At 36.3% G+C, this 21,564-nt stretch carries 21 protein-coding genes and 1 pseudogene; 5 read left to right on the top strand and 17 right to left on the bottom strand.

The window, feature by feature from the left end:
* Window position 1: 1 nt before the first annotated feature.
* Genes BLT22_RS01605 through BLT22_RS01590 form a run of 4 tightly spaced genes read right to left on the bottom strand, consistent with a single transcriptional unit; the run spans window position 2 to window position 4,149 of the window.
* A complete protein-coding gene (locus tag BLT22_RS01605; RefSeq protein ID WP_236048747.1) occupies window positions 2–952 on the bottom strand; it encodes an ABC transporter substrate-binding protein in 951 nt (316 codons plus the stop codon).
* A 35-nt stretch (window positions 953–987) separates the two neighbouring features.
* Entirely contained in the window at window positions 988–2,010 is a 1,023-nt protein-coding gene (locus BLT22_RS01600) for a FecCD family ABC transporter permease (RefSeq protein WP_091759945.1), read from the bottom strand.
* The gene (locus BLT22_RS01595; protein WP_091759943.1) at window positions 2,007–3,068 is read right to left on the bottom strand and encodes a FecCD family ABC transporter permease; all 1,062 of its coding nucleotides are present in this window, start codon (window positions 3,066–3,068) and stop codon (window positions 2,007–2,009) included. The genes BLT22_RS01600 and BLT22_RS01595 overlap by 4 nt, the downstream gene beginning before the upstream one ends.
* A 52-nt stretch (window positions 3,069–3,120) precedes the next feature.
* A complete protein-coding gene (locus BLT22_RS01590; protein WP_091759940.1) occupies window positions 3,121–4,149 on the bottom strand; it encodes an NAD(P)/FAD-dependent oxidoreductase in 1,029 nt (342 codons plus the stop codon).
* Between the two features lie 212 nt (window positions 4,150–4,361).
* Here BLT22_RS01590 and BLT22_RS01585 point away from each other — a divergent pair, with 212 nt between their 5' ends.
* Complete coding sequence (locus BLT22_RS01585; protein ID WP_091759937.1) at window positions 4,362–5,075, top strand: GntR family transcriptional regulator; 714 nt, start codon at window positions 4,362–4,364, stop codon at window positions 5,073–5,075.
* Between the two features lie 2 nt (window positions 5,076–5,077).
* Here BLT22_RS01585 and BLT22_RS01580 read toward each other — a convergent pair whose 3' ends face one another.
* Window positions 5,078–6,277 carry an enolase C-terminal domain-like protein gene (locus BLT22_RS01580; RefSeq protein ID WP_087058276.1) on the bottom strand — a complete coding sequence of 400 codons (1,200 nt, stop codon included), beginning with the start codon at window positions 6,275–6,277 and terminating at the stop codon, window positions 5,078–5,080.
* Between the two features lie 259 nt (window positions 6,278–6,536).
* Here BLT22_RS01580 and BLT22_RS01575 point away from each other — a divergent pair.
* A pseudogene (locus BLT22_RS01575) lies at window positions 6,537–7,886 on the top strand (PTS transporter subunit EIIC); the annotation flags it as partial.
* A 132-nt stretch (window positions 7,887–8,018) separates the two neighbouring features.
* Here the strand turns inward: BLT22_RS01575 and BLT22_RS01570 are convergent.
* From BLT22_RS01570 to BLT22_RS01535, 8 genes are all read right to left on the bottom strand, one after another.
* Window positions 8,019–8,966 (bottom strand): sugar kinase, encoded by a 948-nt coding sequence (locus tag BLT22_RS01570; RefSeq protein ID WP_091759930.1) that lies wholly within the window; start codon window positions 8,964–8,966, stop codon window positions 8,019–8,021.
* Between the two features lie 12 nt (window positions 8,967–8,978).
* Window positions 8,979–9,620 (bottom strand): bifunctional 2-keto-4-hydroxyglutarate aldolase/2-keto-3-deoxy-6-phosphogluconate aldolase, encoded by a 642-nt coding sequence (locus BLT22_RS01565; RefSeq protein WP_091759927.1) that lies wholly within the window; start codon window positions 9,618–9,620, stop codon window positions 8,979–8,981.
* A gap of 112 nt (window positions 9,621–9,732) precedes the next feature.
* Window positions 9,733–11,664 carry a fructose-1,6-bisphosphatase gene (locus BLT22_RS01560; RefSeq protein ID WP_091759924.1) on the bottom strand — a complete coding sequence of 644 codons (1,932 nt, stop codon included), beginning with the start codon at window positions 11,662–11,664 and terminating at the stop codon, window positions 9,733–9,735.
* 113 nt (window positions 11,665–11,777) lie between these two features.
* Window positions 11,778–12,233, bottom strand: a complete 456-nt coding sequence (locus BLT22_RS01555) for a hypothetical protein (RefSeq protein WP_091759921.1) — start codon at window positions 12,231–12,233, stop codon at window positions 11,778–11,780.
* On the bottom strand, window positions 12,230–12,526 hold the full coding sequence (locus tag BLT22_RS01550; RefSeq protein ID WP_091759919.1) for a DUF2089 family protein: 297 nt from the start codon (window positions 12,524–12,526) through the stop codon (window positions 12,230–12,232). The genes BLT22_RS01555 and BLT22_RS01550 overlap by 4 nt, the downstream gene beginning before the upstream one ends.
* Before the next feature lie 153 nt (window positions 12,527–12,679).
* Window positions 12,680–14,392 (bottom strand): DUF2207 domain-containing protein, encoded by a 1,713-nt coding sequence (locus BLT22_RS12280; RefSeq protein ID WP_091759916.1) that lies wholly within the window; start codon window positions 14,390–14,392, stop codon window positions 12,680–12,682.
* A 129-nt stretch (window positions 14,393–14,521) separates the two neighbouring features.
* Window positions 14,522–14,704, bottom strand: a complete 183-nt coding sequence (locus tag BLT22_RS01540; protein ID WP_091759912.1) for a hypothetical protein — start codon at window positions 14,702–14,704, stop codon at window positions 14,522–14,524.
* A gap of 13 nt (window positions 14,705–14,717) precedes the next feature.
* Window positions 14,718–15,416 (bottom strand): NAD(P)H-dependent oxidoreductase, encoded by a 699-nt coding sequence (locus BLT22_RS01535; protein WP_091759909.1) that lies wholly within the window; start codon window positions 15,414–15,416, stop codon window positions 14,718–14,720.
* Between the two features lie 172 nt (window positions 15,417–15,588).
* Here BLT22_RS01535 and dhaK point away from each other — a divergent pair, with 172 nt between their 5' ends.
* Genes dhaK through dhaM form a run of 3 tightly spaced genes read left to right on the top strand, consistent with a single transcriptional unit; the run spans window position 15,589 to window position 17,569 of the window.
* Window positions 15,589–16,581 (top strand): dihydroxyacetone kinase subunit DhaK, encoded by a 993-nt coding sequence (dhaK, locus tag BLT22_RS01530; protein ID WP_091760091.1) that lies wholly within the window; start codon window positions 15,589–15,591, stop codon window positions 16,579–16,581.
* A gap of 30 nt (window positions 16,582–16,611) precedes the next feature.
* A complete protein-coding gene (gene dhaL / locus BLT22_RS01525; RefSeq protein WP_087059389.1) occupies window positions 16,612–17,199 on the top strand; it encodes a dihydroxyacetone kinase subunit DhaL in 588 nt (195 codons plus the stop codon).
* Window positions 17,192–17,569: a dihydroxyacetone kinase phosphoryl donor subunit DhaM gene (gene dhaM, locus BLT22_RS01520; RefSeq protein WP_091759906.1), complete on the top strand. Its 378-nt coding sequence runs from the start codon at window positions 17,192–17,194 to the stop codon at window positions 17,567–17,569. The genes dhaL and dhaM overlap by 8 nt, the downstream gene beginning before the upstream one ends.
* Before the next feature lie 61 nt (window positions 17,570–17,630).
* Here the strand turns inward: dhaM and BLT22_RS01515 are convergent, their stop codons facing one another.
* The 4 genes from BLT22_RS01515 to BLT22_RS01500 form a co-directional block, all read right to left on the bottom strand.
* The gene (locus BLT22_RS01515) at window positions 17,631–18,047 is read right to left on the bottom strand and encodes an acyl-CoA thioesterase (RefSeq protein WP_091759904.1); all 417 of its coding nucleotides are present in this window, start codon (window positions 18,045–18,047) and stop codon (window positions 17,631–17,633) included.
* A 177-nt stretch (window positions 18,048–18,224) separates the two neighbouring features.
* Window positions 18,225–19,658 (bottom strand): FGGY-family carbohydrate kinase, encoded by a 1,434-nt coding sequence (locus tag BLT22_RS01510; protein ID WP_091759902.1) that lies wholly within the window; start codon window positions 19,656–19,658, stop codon window positions 18,225–18,227.
* Window positions 19,659–19,776: 118 nt separating this feature from the next.
* A complete protein-coding gene (locus BLT22_RS01505) occupies window positions 19,777–20,727 on the bottom strand; it encodes a transketolase family protein (protein ID WP_091759899.1) in 951 nt (316 codons plus the stop codon).
* The gene (locus tag BLT22_RS01500) at window positions 20,717–21,562 is read right to left on the bottom strand and encodes a transketolase (RefSeq protein ID WP_091759896.1); all 846 of its coding nucleotides are present in this window, start codon (window positions 21,560–21,562) and stop codon (window positions 20,717–20,719) included. Before BLT22_RS01500 ends, BLT22_RS01505 begins: the two co-directional genes overlap by 11 nt.
* Window positions 21,563–21,564 lie beyond the last annotated feature (2 nt).

Genomic DNA, 21,564 nt, shown 5'->3' with positions numbered 1-21,564 from the left:
ATTACTGAACTCTATTTGTTATACTCTCTACTACATTGTCCATTACTTGTTCACTTGCTATCGGTCCATAATATAACCAAGAAGTTTCCGGTCCAAACTCATAGACTTGCTCATTTTGAACAGCCGGAATATTTTGCCAGAGACGGTCTTCCAACATTTCAGCATTAGGTCCATCGCTGTTTATAAAAAATAAATGATCAACATTCATTTTTGCTAATTCTTCTAAAGAAATCGCTGCCCAGTCTGCATCACTAGACAATTCTGAAACTACTTCCGGAATTTCAAGACCTAAATCTTCATATAAAACTGCTCCGCTTGAGCGCTCAGGGTGGACAACAAACAAACTATTATTAACCATCCATATAGCTGCAGCTGATTCTCCTTTTACTACTTCAGCTAATTCCTCTGCTTTTTCTTTTGCTTTTTCCTTATAACTCTCTAAAACCGACTGCGCTTTTTCTTCCTTTCCCAACACTTCTCCAATTTCTTCCAAAGTTGCTCGCCATTCTGTCGGGCTAGAATTTAGTACATAAGTCGGGGCAATCTGAGCATATTGATCATACATATCTTGTTCAATAGGATCCCTTATAACTATTAAATCCGGCTCATATTCTAATACCGACTCATATGGTAGATCATGAGGAATTAGCGGAATGCCCTCTAAATCAGCTTGGAGATATTCTTGAATACTTTCTCCGTCATATATTGACCATTGCGCTACCGGCGTAACATCTAATGCAACTAAATAATCTTCTAAATAAGAAGCTAATACTTTTTCAGGATTATCAGGAATTTCAACTTCATTCCCTAAATTATCCGTCATGATTTCAGGTTCTGTATTGTTGGATGTTTTCTTTTCTGCTGTTTCTCCAGAATTTGATTGCTCATTTCCACAACCGGCTAACATTAGCCCTAACATTAGCAGTATACTACTTGACCAAATCTTTTTCATTTTATTCTCCTCCATTTACTTTATAAAGCGATGATTCAATTCTCACTATTGACTAGTAAATATAAAAAGTAGGGCGCTCCTAATATTGAAACAATTATTCCCACAGGAACTTCTGCGGGAGCTAACAAGTTTCTTGCTAGAATATCTGAAATAAGCAAAATCAAAGCCCCAATACAAGCTGCAACTGGCAGTAATCTTTCATGCTTATTTCCTATTAATTTCCTCGCAATATGAGGTGCTCCTAATCCTAAAAAGGAAATTCCTCCAGCAACTGACACGCTGACTCCTGCTAGTGCTACTCCAATGGTGACTAACTTGGCTCTTTCCAGTTCAAGAGATACACCTAATCCAACTGCCATTTGATCTCCAAGCTGCAGTATATTCAGTGTACGGGCTTTGTACATACTGATTGGAATCAAGAGCAGTGTCCATGGTAATAAGCTGAAAACAGCAGGCCAATGAGCATTCCATATAGATCCTGAAAGCCAGATCGCTACTTGATTAAAATCACGCTCATTCATCCTAAGCTGCAGCATGGTCAGCAAAGCTCCAAATCCTGCATTTATGCCTATTCCCACTAGTAACATACGAATAGGCGTAATACCTTTTTTCCAAGCAATCATATATATGCAAACAGCTGCCATAAGGCCTCCAATAAAAGCTGCAACAGGTAAACTGATTGCATTGATTAGAGTAGATGAGCTTACCTGACTAGAACGAACTGTCAAAAATAATACAACTGCTAAACCTGCTCCTGAATTAATTCCTATAATCCCTGGATCTGCAAGTTCATTTTGCGTAACACCTTGAAATAGAGTGCCCGCTACTCCTAGACTAGCACCAGCCAGTATTGCAACCAATAATCTAGGTAATCGAAATTCTATAAGTAAAAGCTGATTTCTTTTCGTCCCTTCTCCAGTTATCGTCGACCAAATATCACTTAATGAGATCGATAAATATCCGGTAACTAAACTAAAAAGGCTGATTATTACGATTAAGAGAAGAAGAAAAAATAGGAAACTTTTATAATTTTTAGTTAAAACCATTCTAAGATTCATTTCCAGCCTCTCCCATCTCTTCTTGCTAAAACGAGAAAGAACGGCACCCCGATTAGTGCAGTAAGTGCTCCTACAGGCGTTTCATAAGGCGGATTAATTATTCTCGCCGCGATGTCCGCAGTAACTAAAAGCCACGCACCGAAAATAGCAGAAAATGGTATAATCCAACGGTAATCCATTCCTATTAACTTTTTAGTAATATGAGGGATGACCAGTCCTATAAATCCAATTGTTCCAGAAATTGAAACGGCTGTCCCTGTAAGCAATAAAACGATCAGAACGCCTATTAATCTTATCAATCCAATTTTCTGACCCAGTCCTTTTGCAACTTCATCTCCTAAGCTCATCAATGTCAAAGATCTAGACAGACCAACAGAAAAAACAATCCCTACAAATGCTACAATAACTGCCAATTGAACACTTGCTGGCGAGACCCCTGCTACTCCTCCCGCATACCAGAAACTAATGTCTCGGGTAACATTAAAATACATTGCCAACATAGTGGAAGCTGACTGCAGTAAAATACTAACAGCGGCTCCTCCAAGAGCTAATTTAACTGGTGTCAATCCTCTTTTAGAAATTAGACCAATTGAAAAAACTAGTCCAGCTCCTAATCCAGCCCCTAGAAACGACCATATCATCAATCCACCTTGGCTCGTTTCGGGGAATAAGGCAAAAGCAACAGCTACCATAAACCCAGCGCCTGAACTCACACCCATAATAGAAGGAGAAGCTAACGGATTACGAGTCAGCCCTTGCATAATTACCCCTGAAATTGCTAAAAAAGCTCCTACCAAAGCAGCTGCGATTACTCTCGGAAACCTAAGGTCATATAAAATCAAATGGTTTGTATCATACTCGTCAAAATGCAATATCGATTCTCGGATCGTTGTCCAATTAATATCGGCCGCTCCAAAAGAAATCGATAGTATCATCGTAGCTATTAAAGCTACAACACCAAGAAAAAAATAAAACAGTGCAGAACGAGATTCAAATCTCTTAAGAATTCTCTTCTTTGTTTCTTCTTTATTCAATTGTTGCTTTCTGAGCTGCTCCATATCATTCTCATTTCTGTCCTTTTATTCACTGAAAAACTCGTCAAAAATAATCTCAGTCTTTCTTTTCCTGATTCATCTTATCAAATCGGTTATTGTGTGAAGACACACGCGCTTTTTCTTCTGCATCCGGATCCAAGGATAATTTAATCTGGTTAACCGCATTCGCTGCATCGTTATAGGCTCCAGCAATCAACCTTACTTTTCCTTCAAATTCCAGAATATCTCCAATAGCATAAACACCTTTTACTGAAGTTTGTGCTATTGAAGAACCTTCGATATAATAGTCGTCTTTCAATTTAAATTTCAAAGATGGGTCATGGTGAAAATTTAACTCATTATCAAAGCCAATATTCACAAGCAATTCATCTAGTTCCAGAAAATAATCCTGGTCAGATTGGCTATTTCTAACCTTAATTGACTGAACACTAGTCCCCGCGCTATTAGGCACAAGTTCTTTAACTAATGTGTGTGTATGTATCTTTACCAATGATTCCTTTAATTTACGAGCGTTATATTCATGAGCTTTGAAGGTATCGTTGCGGTGAATTAAATGAACTTCTTTAGCTACACCAATCAAATCATTCGCCCAATCGATAGCCGAATTTCCACCGCCCACAATCACAACATTTTTATTTTTGAAATCCTTTAAGTGATAAATATGATGATGCAGATTAGTCTCTTCAAATTTCACATTATACTGTAGAGGTAATTTTTTAGGATTGAATATTCCGCCACCGGTTGCTACAATTATCCGTTTACTCAAATACTGTTCGCCCGATTCACTGGTTGCAACAAAAAGACCTTCGTCGGTTTGTTTAAATTTACTGATTTTCTGATTAGTGATTACTTCTGGATTAAATGTCAGTCCTTGTTCAATCATTTGATCAATGAACTTCGCTCCTCTGATACCCGGGATCCCCCCAACATCCCAAATCAGTTTTTCAGGGTAAAAGTGGACTTTTCCTCCTAGTGATTTTTGTGTCTCAATGATTCTGACGTTCAAGTCTCGCATACCCGCGTAAAAAGCTGCATACAACCCGGCAGGTCCGCCACCGATAATATTGATATCTTTTACTATCATTGATGTAAGCCCTCCCTTTTTATACTATCACAATTGAGAACGATTATCACTTGCAGCTTTAGTTATATCATTCACAATCAACAGTGTCAAGACAAGAAACTTTTTTGTTGTTGAACAAAATTCATTCATGCCCTTCCAATTTATATATTCTACTTATATAATTTGAAAGAGATGATCATTCTCATTAAAATAACGTAGATTAAGGAGTAAACATGAAAAAGAGAGAATTTGTGATCCAGGATTTACTCAGTAAAATTTATCAAGAACAATTTAAAGAAGGTAAATTACCTAATCAGCGAACGATGGCGCAATCTTATCAAGTTTCGAGATATACCATTCAAGAAGCTATTAAAACTTTGGAGGAAATTGGGATTATCGAGACTATCCAAGGTTCAGGCATGTATGTCAAAAAACAATTCCAAATGAATCCATTGATTTTCAATACTTTAACTCGTACACCTTACGAAAGGATATCCTCAAAATTTTTAAGCCTTGAAAAGAAAAAATCCACTCCAGAAGAGGAGCAGATTTTCCAGCTAGATAGCCCAGAAGATATTTGGACATTCGAACGCGTCAGAATCGTTGATTACAAAATCGAACAGATTGAGTGCTCTAAAATGCCTGTTTCTATGTTTCCAGACTTAAATGAAAAGATTATCGAACAGTCTATTCAGGAGTACGTATTGAGCAAGAAATACTCTATTTCCCATTACATTACAAGTTACAGTCCTACTCTACTAACCAAGAAACAATCAGAATTGTTGATGTCCAAGCGCAATACCCCCGCTATGCGAATTGAAAATAGATGCTTGCTAAAAAACGGTAAAGTATATGAATATAGCGAATTAACCGCAATTGATTATACGTGTACTTACATCACGCCATTTAACAAGAAAGGGCATCAAGCTCGAAGAACCACTATTTAAACTTATGGTGTAAATAATGTTCCATCTGGTAAACGACTTTGCGTCCAATCATGTGGGCGATAGACTACCGGAAACTGTTTAGCCATCTCTTCATCAAACCCTACCCCAATACCTGGTTGATCGATTGGGTAGAAATAGCCTTTTTCAGGTGTTGGCGCATTTTTAAATAGTGCTTTTGTATTTTCTTTCAAATCAATATTTTCTTGAATTGCTGCATTATGCAGATGAATATTTAAATGAGTATTTACCGCTAAACCAATAGGTGAAATATCTGATGGCGTATGCCATGCTACACGCACACCAAATGCAGCACACAAGTGAGCTAATTTAATAGCTGGTGTGATTCCGCCAATTTGAGAAATGTGGACACGAAGATAATCCAATTGTTGATTTTTAATGATCGATTTCCATTCCATCGGATTATTAAACAACTCTCCGATAGCAATAGGCGTTGCCGTCTGGCTTCTGACTTGACTCAGCCATTCTGTTTGGTCGGGAGGTAAAATATCCTCTAAAAAATATAAATTATACGGCTCAGATTTTTTGGCAAACTGAACAGCCTGATTAGGATGCAATCTTTCGTGAACATCATGCAGCATCTGGAAGGAATGACCATACTTTTCGTCAATTTCTTTAAACATCTTAAGTGTAGTATCCATGTATTCCTGCTGGTCAAAATAGCTGCCTTCTATAGGATCAGCAGGTGCTTGAATACTGTCAGCTGTTCCCCCATAAAAACCTAATTGACAGCGAATATAACGATATCCTTCATCCATATATTGATCAATCTGATTAGTTAGATCTTTCATATTGTCCGCTACCGCGTGGGTATAGGCAGGTATAGCTGTTCTAGATTTCCCTCCTAAAAGTTGATACAATGGCATATCAGCTAGTTTCCCTTTAATATCCCATAAAGCCATATCTATTCCAGAAATTGCATTATTTAATACTGGACCATTGCGCCAGTATGCATTCACATACATTAACTGCCATAGATCTTCGATTTCATTCGCATCTTTTCCAACCAATAATGGTTTTAAATATTCATCAACAATTGACTGCACTGCTTTGGGTCTAAACTGAAAAGTCGCACACCCATATCCAACTATCCCCTTATTTGTCTCCACTTTCACAACTACCAAGTTGTGTCTGTCAGGTTTTATGCCATAACTCTCAATATTCGTTATTATAGTAGGAATCAATTCTCTACTTCCTCTCCTATCTTATCTTTACTCTATTAATATTAGAACACGAAGAATAGAACGCTGTCAATTTGGACTGATAAACATTCATTAACTGTATTAATACCAGTCCAATTACTTATGTATTTATTTAAAAACCTTTATTTATAAAGGAAAACAGTAATTATTATTCATTTTAGGACTGGTTTACTATAATAAATATATTTGTTATGATTTTATTTGTAAACGGACACATCTAATTGGGGAAAGGAAGAGGTATATGAAACATCATGATGTTGCGAAACTCATCATTGAAAACGTAGGAGGAGCAGACAATATTCAAAATGTCTGGCATTGCATGACTAGACTGAGATTCAAATTGAAGAATTATGAGCTAGTCAATCACGAAGCCTTGATGAAAGAACAAGCAGTTGTTGGGACTAATCATAAAAATGAACAGTTACAGATTGTTATTGGAACAAATGTAAATGAATATTATGAAACTGTCGCTTCTTTGCTTGGAATGGACACTCAAGATGCTTCGACAGAGTCAAACGAACCAACTGAACGTAAAGGTATTATTTCTACATTTATGGATATTGTATCCGGAGTCTTCGGACCAATCGTACCAGCGATTGCTGGTGCAGGTATGATTATGGGATTGATGTCAGGATTAAGCGCATTAAATATTATAAGCAATGAATCTCACACTTATATTGTAATTGATATGATCTCTAAAGGCGTATTTACTTTCTTGCCATTCTTCGTAGCGGCATCTGCTGCCAGAATATTCAAGACAAATCAGTATCTTGCTATCGCAATTGCTGCAAGTCTTCAAGTACCTGCTATGACTAATGCAGTGGCAGAAGGTGTGATTGATCAGTTCAATTTATTTGGATTCTTACCAGTACCTGTATTTAGTTACGCTGGAACAGTTATTCCAATCATTATCGCCGTCTGGGCATTGAGCCACATTCATCGGTTCATTGATAAAATACTACCTGAAGTATTAAGAACAGTTTTCACTCCTACACTTTCATTATTTATCGCCGGTATTCTTACATTAGTGGTCATTGGACCTGCAGGAATTTATCTCGGCAACTGGCTAGCTGCCGGAGTTGAATGGCTATTCGGAGTTTCTCCAATTCTAGCTGGTATTGTCGTTGGTGGTATTCGTCCAATTGCTGTATTTACCGGATTACATCATGCTATGACACCAATTGCTCTGCAAAACTTTGCTAACCAAGGGTACGATATGTTAATGCCAATGATGTTCATGGCTAACATTTCAATTACTGGTGCAACAGCAGCAATGTACTTGAAAGTGAACACTAAAGAAGAGAAAAGCATTGCAATCTCTGCAGTTGTTTCCGGATTCTTAGGAATAACAGAACCAGCATTATTTGGGGTATTAACTAAAAATGCTAAAGCATTTATTGCAGCAACTGTCGGTAGTTCAATTGCCTCTGCATTCATTAGTTTCTTCGGGGTAAGAATTTATGGATATATCTTATCAAGTGTATTCAGCTTACCAGCCTATGTTGGCGAATATTTCATCTTTATTATTTTAGGAATTATCATTGCTTTCGCTACTTCGTTTATCATTACGTACATCCTAGTACCTAATGAAACTGGAACAAGTAAAGCAAAATAATCTTCCTTTAAAACATGCTTCTTCATTTGAGAGGCTGAAGTTGTATAGTTTTCATCAAAAAAAGGTTCTTAACTACCCGACTTAGTCATAGTAGTTAAGAACCTTTTTTTATTTTTTATTCTGTTCCACGTATTGATTCAACACTTCTTTTGTAGGCAATCCTTCATTATCTCCGGCATGTTGGACTTGTAAGGAACCAATAGCATTGGCATATGTCGCTGCTTCTTTCCAGTTTAAACCTTCAAGATAGGCATGTAAAATACCTACTGCAAACCCATCTCCAGCACCAACTGTATCAATTACTTTTTCTACTTTAAACCCTGAGACATTGATAGTCTCTTTGCTTTTTTCCGTTACATAAGCTCCTTGGCTACCACTTTTCGTTATCACCACATCAGCGCCATTTTTTATATAAAATTGAGCAATCGCTTCAACATCAGAAGAACCGACTAAAGTCTCTCCTTCTGATATACCAGGCAATACTACGTCTGCATACTTTGCTAAAGCATTTAAGACTTCTAGCATTTCCTGTGTCGATTCCCATAATGCTGGTCTTAAATTAGGATCGAAAGTAATAAACGTTCCGGCTTTTTTTGCTTTCTGCATCAGATATTCAACCGCTTCTCTTACTGAAGGACTCAAAGCTGGTGGGATACCTGTCACATGCAACACTTTTATATTATTAAAGTCAATATTTTCTACATCCTTTTTAGAAAGCGTGGAAAATGCACTAGATTTTCTATAGTAGGCCGTATCTGGATCATCGTTTTTCACTTTATTCTTCAACATAAGACCTGTATTGTGGTCTTCGTCAAAAGTCACAAAATTTGTCCCTATAGCTTCTTTTTGCAGTGCTTCAAAAATAAATTCTCCGATTGGATCTTTACCAAGCTTTGTTATGTACTCTACTTGATGACCTAACCTAGAAAGTCCTATTCCAACATTGATTTCTGCCCCTGCGACGGATTTATTAAATGTCATTGCTTCTTTCAATGATCCATATCCTGTTGCAGAGAATAACCCCATCGGTTCTCCCAACAATAGTACATCTGTCATTATTCCACCCCCTTAATGTAGCTCTTTATATTTATCTACAAATTGTTTAGAAATTTCTGTCACACTGTTCAGTCCATTTTCGGTAAGCTTTTTAGTCAGTGCGCTTCCGATTCCTACAGCCCACGCTCCATTATCAACCCATTCATGCATGTTTTCTAAGCTTACGCCACCTGAAGGCATCATTTCAACATGCGGAATTGGTCCGTGAACATTTTTGATGAAGGACGGTCCTAAAATCCCTCCCGGGAAGACTTTAACCACTTCCACACCAGTTGCCATTGCACTTGTAATTTCTGTAACTGTAGCACATCCAGGAAGATAAGGTACTGCATAGGTATTACAAACTTTGGAAATTTCTGGAATGAAATTTGGGCTTACGATAAATTCAGCACCTGCAATAATCGCAATCCGAGCTGTTACATCATCCATTACTGTTCCTGCACCTACTACCATATCAGTATCAACATATTTTCTAGAAAGTTCTTTGATCGACTCATCCGCTTGAGGTGTCGTAAAAGTTACTTCGATATTTTTTATCCCACCCTTATAAACAGCTTCTGATATCTCTGTTGCTTCTGCAGCTGAGTTTCCTCTGATTACAGCGAATAAATAGTTTTCTTTTAAATTGGACAAAATCATTTGTTTCTTAGTCATAATTGCCTCCTAATAGTTAGCGTTTTCTCAATTTATAGTATACCCTACTGTTTACTTTGACTCAATACAAATTGGGTCATTAAACTATTAAAAAAACAGTCCAATTCAATTATTACTTTTTCCTTTTCAAATAATAAAGTAATTCTTGTAAATCGTTGATCTGTTCTTGCAGACTATCCCCAATCGTTGTATCTTTAATCAATTTCCTCTCTAGTTTGCCATCAATGATTTGTTTTAGGCTTGTTTCATCCTTTTGCTTATCAAAAAGCGCATCAATAGAATCAAATGGCTGATGCGTTACGATCTGGAAGCCGTAAGAATTATTAATCAGTGAGTATCCTGCTATTCCGGTTGATTTCTGATAGGCTGCACTCATTCCGCCATCAATGACAATCAAGCGTCCATTCGCTTTAACCGGTAGTTCTCCTTTTTTCGCTTTAACAGGCGTATGTCCATTAATAACTTTTGCATCCTCAGATTTCAAATTAAACTCTTTCAAGATGTTCAGCATTATCTCTTCGTTATCTCTCAATTTGAAGTATGGATTACGATTTTCTTGAGAAATTTCATCGTCTTCAATATAATATCTTTCAAATGTTGTCATGCGATCTCTACCAAAAAGAGGTGATTTTTTTCCTGTCCAGGAATACCAAAGAAGATCCGTAGCATAATCTTCTGTTTCATGCTTGTCTGAAGCAGCATTTCTAATATATTCTTCGAATTTATCAAGCATTTTCCTACCTTTTAACTGTTCACCTTCAAAACTAAATGAATCAAATGCTCCCTGTTCTGTTAAGGGTATACATCCGTGATAAAGTAGTTGCCCGTTGTAAACTAAGTACATACTTCCCTTTTTTAACAGAAAATCAATATAGCGCACTAATTTTTCCGATTGTTGAAAACTTTCCAACAATGTATTTACAATATGTTCTTCTTCAGGGCATAGTTTATATGGATCATCTTTCTGAAATTGCTTTACAGGAAAACCATTTAACTGAAATTGTTTATTATCAATTGTTATCGTTTCATCATCAAAATTAATTTTATCTAAAAGTAAACGATCATCCATTTCAAACTCAGGTCGTCGCTTAATAATCTGACCTTCTAATTTAAACTGAATAACTGCTAAAGCTTGATGAACTTTAGTCAACAGCTCTTCACTTTCTTCCTGAAAGGTATTCGTTGGTTCTACAACTTTTGGTTCAAAATTAGGATGAATACCATATCGTTCTTCTGCAAATAAAAATAGTGGCCGCAAATTTAATCCATATGTTTTTTCCAGTTCAAATAAATAGCCGTATCTTGCTGCAATTCGCAACATAGTAATCAGATTCGCTTTAGAGCCATACATTGCCCCCATCCATAGTAAATCATGGTTTCCCCATTGGATATCAACAGAATGATGAGCCATCAATTTCTCCATCACGACTTTTTCACCGCTCGCACGGTCAAATATGTCTCCAACAAGATGTAAATGGTCAATGACTAAACGTTGGATTACCTTACAAAGCTTGATCATAAATTCTTCAGCTTGTCCTAAACTAATTAAGCGATATAAGATATTTTTATAATATAAATCTTTTTCATTTTGAGAAAGATCTGTGTATAACAATTCCTCAATTACATAAATATATTCTTTAGGTAATGCTTTTCTTAATTTAGACCGTGTATATTTAACTGCACAGAATTGCATAAAATCAATTAGGTTTCTAATCATCTGCATAGACCATTCTTTATCTTTTGATTGAGATTGGTCATGCATTTCCATTGCTTCCCTAGGATAACTGATAAAAAGATTAAACCAGTCCATCTCTTCGGTGGACCATCCCTCTCCAAAAAAGTTATTGATTTTTTCTCGTAAATTTCCTGCTCCTGTCCTTAGAATATGATCAAATGCTCTATCCGCACCATGAACGTCTGATAAATACAATTCAGTTCCTTTAGGAAGATTCTGTATGGCTTCAAGATTAATTAGTTCTGTATAGATTGCTTCTGGCGTCTCAAATTTTTCTTTTAATAATTCTAAATATTTATTCTCTTTCATACTTTACTTCAGTCCTAACCTTCGTTTTTATACTTTTTTATTATACCACTTAAAAAAAAGAAGCTTCAACTCAACACATTTCAGTTGAATTAAAAGCTTCTTACCTGGGTCTTTTATAAGTCTTGGATTCTTGTATGATCTATATGCTTGTTTTTATTCCTATCTTTTCTTGTTACATAATAAATCACAAGAAAGATCCCCGTTGGAATGTTGGAACATAAAAATATTGTTATCGTTCCTATAATCCCTTGAGCAATACTTGTATCTTCTTCAAGTTCTTCATCTCCTGAACCAAAGATTGAAATACCTTCCGTTTCTTCTATGTCTTCTGTTTCTTCAAATTCTACTATTTCATCAGATTCGTCCTCGTTTGGATAGGATACCTCAGTATGACTATCGTATGAGACCCAAGTCAATATGCCAAGCAACATAATGAACGAAAATCCAAAACTCAGAATAGGTAGAATTAACCCTGGTATTTTACTCTCTGTTTTTGATAAAAAGATTTGGAATAAAACTATACCTCCTATTAATAACAACATAATAAATAAATTACTGAAAATAATCATTCTAGCTCTCCTTTTGATTTTCGATACTCTGTAATCAATAATTTAGCTGTATTAAAATCAAGCTTTCCCTCTAAAGCCAATTGTTTGATTGTGCTTATGTATGCATCATTTTGTATATCCTCATTAATTTGTATCTTCTGAATCAATCGATCTAATCTCAATCGAACTGTGGGATAAGTAACGCTGTATTCAGCTGCAATTTGTTTTAGCGAACCAGAAGCCATGAGAAATCGTTTGATAAATCGAATGTCTTCATCATCTAGTCCTTTTATCCATTTAGGTAATTTCTCCATCCCTACTTCCTCCTTTTAGGATCTACTATATCATCCAACCACTAACTTAACAATGTTAAAGTATTTTTTAACTTTATTAAAGTATAAACCAAAAAACTGGCCCAAAGCTCTTCTTTAGAACTTTGGACCAGTTTGGAATTATTTGATTATTTTTTATCGCGCTCCGCCGCCACCGCCTCCGATAGCGCCACCTCCACCACCAATGGATGTTGAACCTCCGGCACCAGTAGCCGCATTGTAGCCACCGCTTTCCATTCCGGAAGACATACTATGAGAGAACCCATATAGTCCATGATATCCACCATAAAAATACGGATATTGAACGACCCAATCATTCCACTGTTCTGGATAGAATTTTTCTAGGCTTTCTACGACATCTGACCCTTTACCATATAGAGTTGCCCAGATAATGAATTCTTCCCAAGGTAAAGTTTGTTTGTAAGACAGTGATTCGTCCAACTCCAAATCATTTAAATGATTTTCAAACTGAGCGATTCGGTCAAATAGACGTTCTCCTTCCCGCGTAGCTGAAATAAACGGAAGTTTCATGCCAAGATAAGTGGTTGTTTCCTGTCTGATATAACCTTTTGTCTCTAATATATCTTTGGATTCGTCTTTCATGCTCGTTGCTAATTCACTTAATTCTTTTGCATGCTTTTTAGACCATTTTTTCATATCTTTTTCTGATACTTTTCCACTCAAATCCGCTACCTCTTCAAGAATGCTCCAGACCTTATCTTCAAAGTTCATATCTTCATTATCAAAATTATTAAATGAGTAGTTTTGTCTTTGCAACAGTTCTATCACAGTATCCTCTTTATCGAACCAGCCATCTGTTTCTTTAGTATGGATCTTGATTCGTTCTTCTTTTGACCATTTTAAAAGATAGGCAAAGAAATAATCTTCAAAGGTACCATGCTGAATCTGCTGAAGCAAATACGAAACATCAAATATGTTTCCATCAGTATAGGGAATATCTCCATAGGTTTGTCCTTTGTTCCGTTTTTTTAGCGCATAACCTGAACGCATCTTCCCAGCATCTTTTTTTCGTACTTCGATTCTCCAAAATACGATTCCCAAAAGCGATGGAATTCCTAATACAATTCCTAAAATCAAGGACAGAAGCCAACCACTTAATTTTCCGTCACCATTATAAGTAGCACCATCTTGTGATTTATCAAGCTGTTCTTCTAATGTTTGATTAGCTTGCACAGTCACGTCGAATGGCGAGTCTGGAAATTGCATTAAAATAACTAACCGTCCGTCTGCTTCTAACTGTGATTGTGCTTCAGAAGTTAATCCACCATTAGCCAGTTCAACAATTCCTTCATATCCAAATCCCCATATATCAACATTTTTCTGAGTAAAATCAAAGGGACCATTAATCTTAATATTCATAGCTTCTGGCGCAATCTCACCATAAGTATTGAAATTCCAGTTCAATGCTTGTCCATCTTCTAATTGGCGTACCATATTAGTGATGGTGTAAGTTAATTCATATTCCTTTTCACCATATTCACCGATACCCCACACTAGTTCTACACCATCATCTGCCTCTAAAATTCCATATTCTTCAGCTTTTTCCTCACGGCTATCATTAGAATCCCAATCAGGGTTATTAGAAAACCCTTGTACAGAAAAATCAGTTACTTCTGAACCTTGTAAATTATTCATTTCAATATATAGCTCTGTTCCATCAGTCATGTTCATTTTTCTATGTTCTGTTACAATACCTGTTCCATTCTCTAATAATTTGACATCATATTCAATTAATGACATCGAATTATCCTCCGCATAGACCGTTTGCCCTCCAACAATCCAACCTATCCCCATCAAAAGCATTAAACAGCTAACTATTTTTTTCATCTCTTTTTCCTTTCTTTATCTTATGAATTTATCATAACAAAAGAGTATGGAATAAAATACGGTCTAAAGTCTGATTTATCTGATGAAATTAACTTTATTCTATATATTTCGTTTATTTAAACCGAAAATTCAACTTCCCCAATTACCAGGGTTCCACAATCTACCATCTAATTCTCCTTGTAATTGTTCTTTTCTTTCTTCTTGTTCCAAAATAAGATTGATAGCGGCTTGGAGTAGGGCTTTTTGTTTATAGTCGCGACTTTTCTTCAACAATTCTTCAAGTCGATTGATTAGCCATTGTTCGTCTTCCATAGTCTCCCACCTTTTATTGATCATTGTTATCAATGTGCATCCTTAATTCATCTAATTCTATACGATTATCTTCAATCTTCTCAATCGCTTGCTCCAATATAAAAGAACTTTCAGCTATATCAAGCGTTTCGCGACTGGTTTCTTCCAGTTGATTAACCATCCAAGCTTCTCTAGCCTTTAAAGAATCCGGTTTTTCAATCATAAGCCACTGCTGGTATCTGATCAGCAGCTTCATTCTATCCGCTTCTGTCATATAAGGAAACTGAAAGATGGTGAGTGGTTTCAAATAGTGCATTCCGATTTTTTTAGCAATGGCCTGATAAGGTTTCGTCAATTCACTAATACTAAATCCTTCCTGACCACCAGTCTGATATTCTTTTTCTCCTACACCTATTATTAGGATCAATCCGAATTCTTTTCCCTGCAGTTTGTTCCCTCGGTATCCAAACGCAAAGTGCTCTTCAAGAACTTCATCAAACCACTGCTTTAGCAATGGTGGAGAAGAATACCAATAAAACGGAAATTGAAAAAGAACTCGATCATACTCTTTCAGTAATGCTTGCTCTTTCTTTACGTCAATTTTTCCATTTGGATACGTCCCTTCTAAATAGTGCATAGAAACTTCCCTTGAATCTGGGAAAGACTGAACTAAGAACTGCTGACTACTGGATTCATTTATATTAGGATGAGAAATAATTACAAGAGTTTTCAATAAAAGGCTCCTTTCTATAAAAACGCTAGCTTCATACATATATGATAAGTATTGTGTTTGTTTCATTCATTAGTATAACAAATTCTTTTTTATAATACCTTATCATTAGAATTACCATTAAAAATGAATTACAATGAAGTTGATCATGAAGAAGGAGGAAGTATAAATGACAATGAAAAAAATCATGAATAATCCAGACCAGATAGTAGATGAAATGCTAGATGGAATGGCTTTTGCATATGATTCAATTGTAGAACGGATTCCAGAAACAAAAGTGATCCATCGGAAACATGAAAAAAACGGAAAAGTTGGACTAGTCAGCGGAGGCGGCAGCGGTCACGAACCAGCGCATGCAGGATTCGTAGGAAAAGGTATGTTATCATCCGCGGTTGCAGGACAAGTCTTTACCTCTCCAACTCCTGACCAAGTGCTAGAAGGAATCAAAGCTGCCGATGAAGGCGAAGGCGTTTTCTTAGTCATTAAGAATTATACTGGGGACGTTTTGAATTTTGACATGGCGAAAGACTTAGCTGAGCTAGAAGATATTGAAGTAGAATCAGTCGTAGTAGACGATGATATTGCTGTAGAAGATAGTACGTTTACTGCTGGTAAACGTGGTGTAGCTGGGACAGTGTTAGTGCATAAAATACTTGGTGCTGCTGCTGAAGAAGGCTATTCCTTGAAAGAGCTTAAAGAATTAGCTGATAAAGTTATTGCTAACCTTGCTTCAATTGGATTAGCTTTAAAACCAGCAACAAACCCCGAAGTCGGTAAACCCGGATTTGAGTTGGCTGCAGATGAAATCGAATTCGGTATCGGAATACACGGTGAACCTGGATATCGAAGAGAAAAATTACAGCCTTCAAAAGACTTAGCTGCTGAGCTAGTGAACCAATTGAAAAAAGAACAGAATTGGTCTGCGGGTGACTCTTATGCTCTATTAGTCAATGGAATGGGCGCAACACCATTGATGGAACAATTTGTATTTATGAATGATGTGAAAAAATTACTCTCTGAAAAAGAAGGACTTGAGCTCTCGTTCAGAAAAGTCGGAGACTATATGACTTCAATTGATATGGCAGGCGTCTCTGTTACTTTATTAAAATTGGAAGATCCTAAATGGATTGAATATCTGAATGCACCAGTGGATGTAATTGGCTGGTAATTAAATAAAAGAAAGGAAAGGAAGACTTAAATGGTTGAAATAGAAAGTTTAAAAAAATGGATCGAATTATATGGTGAAAAAGTTACAGAAAATAAAGAACATTTAAACCAACTAGATTCTGATATTGGTGACGGAGATCACGGAAGTAATCTAACACGTGGTGCTGCTGCAGTAAAAGAAAAAGTTTCTGAATCAGAATATGAGAATCTTTCTGACTTCTTCAAAGATATTGGAATGACTTTAGTGAGTAAAGTTGGGGGCGCTTCTGGTCCTTTGTATGGTTCAGCCTTTATTTCAATGGCTAAGCAAGCCAAAGAATCAGATGACTTAGCAGTATTGTTAGAAGCTGGATTAGATGGAATTCAAAAACGCGGAAAAGCTGAAGCTGGTGAAAAAACAATGGTAGATGAGTGGATTCCCGTTGTAGAAGCTTTAAAAGAAAATAATTTAACTAATAAGGTAATAGAAGATAGTTTGCAAAAAACAAAAGATATGAAAGCTACCAAAGGGCGTGCTTCTTATCTAGGGGATCGCTCAATTGGTCATATTGATCCCGGTGCTCAATCCAGCGCTTACCTCTTCGAAAGTTTACTGGAAGCAGGTGTTTTAAATGGGTAAAGAAATTGGAATGTTAGTCGTTTCTCATGTTAATGACATTGCAAACGGTTTGTCCAAATTATTGGATCAAGTTGCCCAAGATGTAACGATCAAAGCAATAGGCGGAACAGAGGATGGCGAAGTTGGAACAGACTATGCGCGTATCCAAGAAGCGATGGATTCATTTGAGGAAGATAAAGTGTGGGCGTTCTATGATCTGGGCAGTGCGAAGATGAACCTAGAAATGGCAATGGAATCATCAGACAAAGAAGTCAGACTGTTTGATACTGCCTTTATCGAAAGTGCATATACAGCAGCTTCTCTTATTCAAGCAGATGTTGGAGAAGATGCTATCGTAACTCAACTGGATGAATTGAAAATCAAAGAGTAATTCATGCAATGCATAACAGCCACCCATCTAAAATTGGGTGGCTGTTTTTGTTATAGATTCCTTACCTTTCCAGTACTTCATGGAATAAATCATAAATCTCTTTATGGTTTCTTTTTAATGAGATTGGTCTGTAAGAGTTTTTATCTAAAAAGGCATGTTTTGTCTGCCCCGTTGTTCTAAGTTCCCCACTTACTAAATCCCTTATTTCATACTCTATAACCATTTTCACTCCTGTAAATTGGCTAATATGAGTAGTGATTTCTACTGTTTCTCCAAACTTCACCATGCTGATATATTTAGCTGAAGCTTCTAAAACAGGAACTAAAATATTTAAAGCTTCCATTTTTTCGTATCCAAACTGCATCTCATCCATCATCCATGTTCTAGCTTCTTCAAACCAACGAATAGAGTTAGAATGATGAACGATTCCCATCTGGTCTGTTTCATAATACTGTACTTTATGCTGCCAATTTCCCACGATTATTCCCTCACAATACTTATGCTATTCAATACTATAATTCTAGCATATAATTGAGATAAGAACATTTTTTTGAATTATAAACTAAATATATAAACCCAGTAGATGAAGATTATTCATTTACTATACTTTAATGTACTGAGATTTTCATATACTCAATTTACATTGAAAAAAACACTATAAATACTTATTCACTACGTCAAACCATTGTTTGTAGTCATTTGATTTATCGGTTGTTGGATAAAAAATAGTTGGTTTTTCATTTTCCGTCTTTAATTTGACTGCAAGATTTAATGCCCCTAATGCTGACATCTCTTCTTTAGTATTTAGTACAATGTTCTTTTGTAATACATCGGCCAGTAGCTGCATTAAGTGATTGTTTTTGATAGCTCCACCATCCACATTAATTTTTTTAACTTCTATCTGACTCGTTACTTCCATTACGTCAATAACTGCTTTTATTTGATAAACTATCGTATCAAAACCAGCTCGAATAATATGATTTTTTGTACTATTACGGCCCAATCCCAATATAGCTCCATTGGGTTCTGGTTCCCAAAAAGGGGCTCCTAACCCTAACTGAGCTGGCACAATATAGACACCATCACTATCTGGAATTGAAAAAGCTTTTTCTGATCCTTCTGAAACTGTTTCAAATAATCCTAATTCATTTGACATCCAGTTCAAAGTATCTGTGCATGATCGGATAATTCCTTCTAAAGCGTAGGAAGTCTTATTATGAGTTTTCCATCCAATCGTCTTTAGAATTGTTTCATTTCCTGAATCTAAATCACTTTCTATTTGCATCAAGACAGAACATCCTGTGCCTAAAGTGGCTTTCACATCTCCTTTTTCTGTTAATCCTTGTCCATATAGAGCGCCCTGTGAATCAGCTATCACTCCGACAATAGGAATACCTTCAAAACTGCCAAACTGACTATCAGAAGAATAAACTTCAGGTAATGATTCAATTGGAGTATCAAACAATTCGCAAAGTTCTTTATCCCAGCTTTCTGTATGGATATTATAGAGTAATGTGCGAGATGCATTACTGCTATCTGTTGCAAATATTTTTCTATTGGTCAAATTCCAAATCAACCACGAATCCATTGTACCTACTGCTAGGTTCTGATCTTGTCTAATTGCTGGAAAAGATTGAAACAACCAGCTTAATTTAGGAGCTGAAAAATATGTATCTATTTTTAATCCCGTTTTCTTTTGTACAATTGCTTCTTTTCCTCTATTGATAAGTTGCTTACAAATATCTAAACTTCTGTTACATTGCCATACCATAGCATTGTGTAATGGCTTCCCCGTATTTTTATCCCAGAGAATAATTGTTTCTCGCTGATTCGTCAATGAGATGCTCTTAATATCTTCTTTTTGTAATACCGTTTCGTCAAGTAACTGACTAAACAAAGATTTTACATTTTCTAAAATTTCTAACGGATCATGTTCAACCCATCCTTTTTGGGGATAAATTTGCTTATGACTTCTATCAATTCTTTTTTTAATCAGCGGAACGCCTTCTTCATTTATTGACACCAAAAGAAGCTTAGTTCCTGAAGTACTTTGATCAATAATCACTCTATAATCTTCTTTCTTATGCATACAGTTCACCTTCCTAGATATTAAATACTATAAATCTTTAAAAAATTAATTCTGCAAACTCAGTCTATAAAGCAAAACCGAAGTTTACAGAATCAATCAGATTGTGTTATATATACTATTATTTTCCTAATAGATTTTTTGCTACTTTTGTTAGATAATCAGGATGTAGCCCGTAATGTTTGAACACCTCTTGACTATTACCAGTAATAGCTGGTTCATCTGCTATTCCAACAATTTTATGAGGAACTGAGTGTTGATCACTTAAAGTTTCTGCAATTGCTCCTCCGAGTCCTCCATAAATACTGTGTTCTTCCACAGAAATAATGGCTTTCGTTTCTTCTGCAGCTTTTATAATCACTTCTCTATCTAATGGTTTGATTGTGTGCATATTGATTACTCTAGCAGTAATCCCTTCTTTTTCTAATCGTTCAGCAGTATCTAACGCTGGTCGCACAGTTTCTCCTGAGGCAATAATCGTTATATCATTGCCATCTTTCAAAGTAACTGCTTTCCCAATCTCAAAATCATAATCTGTTGAATCATACGTATCTTCTACTGGATTACGTCCAATACGAATATACGCTGGTTGATCTGAGTGACACAATGCTTCAAACATTTTTTCAGTCTCAAAGCGGTCAGCTGGCATCATCACTTGTAAATTTGGAATTGCTCGTGTCACTGCAAGATCTTGTAGCGAATGATGGCTCATGCCTAATTGTCCATATGCAACGCCTCCACTTATTCCAACAAGTTTAACATTGGTATCAGAATAAGCTACGTCGACTTTCACTTGTTCTATACTTCTCATGCTCAGAAAGGCTGCAGGTGAAACTGCAAAAGATCTCTTACCACTATGAGCCATGCCTGCTGCAATACTCACAATATTCTGTTCAGAAATTCCAACCTCTACTAACTGATCAGGTAACGCTTCTGCAAAGTCGGCCAATTTAGCAGATCCTCTTGAATCGCTTGTCAAGACAGTAATATCTCTATTTTCTTTTCCCTCTTTCAGGAGAACTTTACACATAACTTCTCTGTTGGGAATGCTATTTTTTTCTTTAAATTTCATTATTCAGCACCTCCAATTGGTTATCGAACGACTTCATTGCTCCTGTAAATTCTTCTTCAGTAGCAACCTTGTGATGCCAATTAATTTGATTTTCAGCAAAGGATAATCCTCTTCCTTTTGTAGTATGCGCAATAATCATTTTAGGTTTCCCTTTTTCGTGAGCAGTATTAAATGAAGTCAACAACTGTTCAATCGAGTTCCCATCATCAATTTCAATAACTTGCCATCCAAATGCTTCAAATTTCTCTTTTAGCGGATCTACTCCCATTACCTCTTCGCTTTTACCGGTAATCTGAAGTCCATTTCTGTCAATAACTGCAGTCAGATTATCTAATTTATAATGAGCTGCAGCCATTGCACCTTCCCAGACTGAGCCTTCTGCTAGTTCTCCATCACCCATTAATGTATACGTATGGTATGATTTATTATCTTTCTTAGCAGCTAATGCAATGCCGACAGAAAGTGAGAGCCCATGTCCTAATGACCCTGTATTCATTTCTATTCCTTCTACTTTATTATTCGGATGTCCGATTAAACGAGATCCAAATGAATAGAATGTTTTTAGTTCTTCTTTCGGAAAAAATCCTTTTTCAGCCAAAACAGCCCACAAAGCTTCAGCCGCATGTCCCTTACTTTGAATATAACGATCTCGGTCTGGATTATCTGGTGTGTTAGGATCTATATTATTCATCACTTGGAAATAAAGTGTGGTCAGAATATCTGTACAAGACATGTCCGATCCAGTATGCCCACTCTGTCCATATTCAATAATTTCCATAATTGATTTGCGAACTTCAATAGCTTTAATTTCTAATGTTTTTACAGTTTTATCCATAT

The organism is Marinilactibacillus psychrotolerans, assembly GCF_900101525.1.
Taxonomy (GTDB): domain Bacteria; phylum Bacillota; class Bacilli; order Lactobacillales; family Carnobacteriaceae_A; genus Marinilactibacillus; species Marinilactibacillus psychrotolerans.
The sequence above is the reverse complement of the archived record's forward strand: the minus strand, read 5'-3'. Positions and strand labels throughout refer to the sequence as shown.